Annotated in this window: 1 protein-coding gene; it reads left to right on the forward strand. The window is 76.4% G+C overall.

The window, feature by feature from the left end; genetic code table 11:
• A partial coding sequence (locus KUM32_RS35785) for a carotenoid oxygenase family protein (RefSeq protein ID WP_217146085.1) occupies positions 1-648 on the forward strand: 648 nt, incomplete at its 5' end.
• Positions 649-811: the final 163 nt, after the last annotated feature.

Raw genomic sequence — 811 nt, forward strand, 5'->3', positions numbered from 1 at the left:
GGGCCGGCGGTCGTGCGGTGGTACGAGGTGGCGCCCGGGGCGCTGCTGCACGTGGCCAACGCGTACGAGGACGAGCGGGGGCGCGTCGTCCTCACGGGGCCGCGTTACGACCGCGCCGGGTGGGAGCAGTCCTGGAAGTGGTGGACCGGGGCGCCCGGCCACGCGCCCGATCCGGTCGTCGGCTCCACCGCCCACCGCTGGGTCCTCGATCCGGTCACCGGGCGCGCCACGGAGCAGCCGTTGGACGGGCTGGTCAGCGAGTTCCCGACGATCAACGCGGAGTTCACCGGGAGCGCGAACCGGTTCGTGTACGGGGTGGCCTTTCCCGGGCCGGAGCTGACCGAGTACGCCGTCGTCAAGTACGACCACGACGCCGGCGGCCGGGAGTTGTGGCGTCTGGGGCCGGGGCAGATGCCGGGCGAGGCGGTGTTCGTGCCGGCCGACGGGGGCGTCCGGGAGGACGACGGGTATCTGCTGACCCTGGTCAGCGACCTCGCCGACGACACCTCGCGCCTCCTGGTCCTCAACGCCGCCGACCTGGGGTCGGGCCCGCTGGCGACCGTCGAGCTCCCGCACCGCGTGCCGGGCGGCATCCACGGCTCGTGGATCGACGACAGCGACCTGCCCGGTCCGCACGGCGCGGCCTGAGCGGCGGGCCAGCCGGGCGTTCGTACGGTGCGCGCGGACGCGCGGCGTGGGGCGGTGTTCAGGGACGCGGCGTGGGGGCGTCCCGCGCCGCCGGCCCGTCCGGCGTCGGTGCGAGGGGGCCGGCCGGCCCGTCCGGTGCCGTGAGCAGGGCCAGGCCGTGGCG

It is taken from the genome of Streptomyces sp. AC627_RSS907 (genome assembly GCF_019049165.1).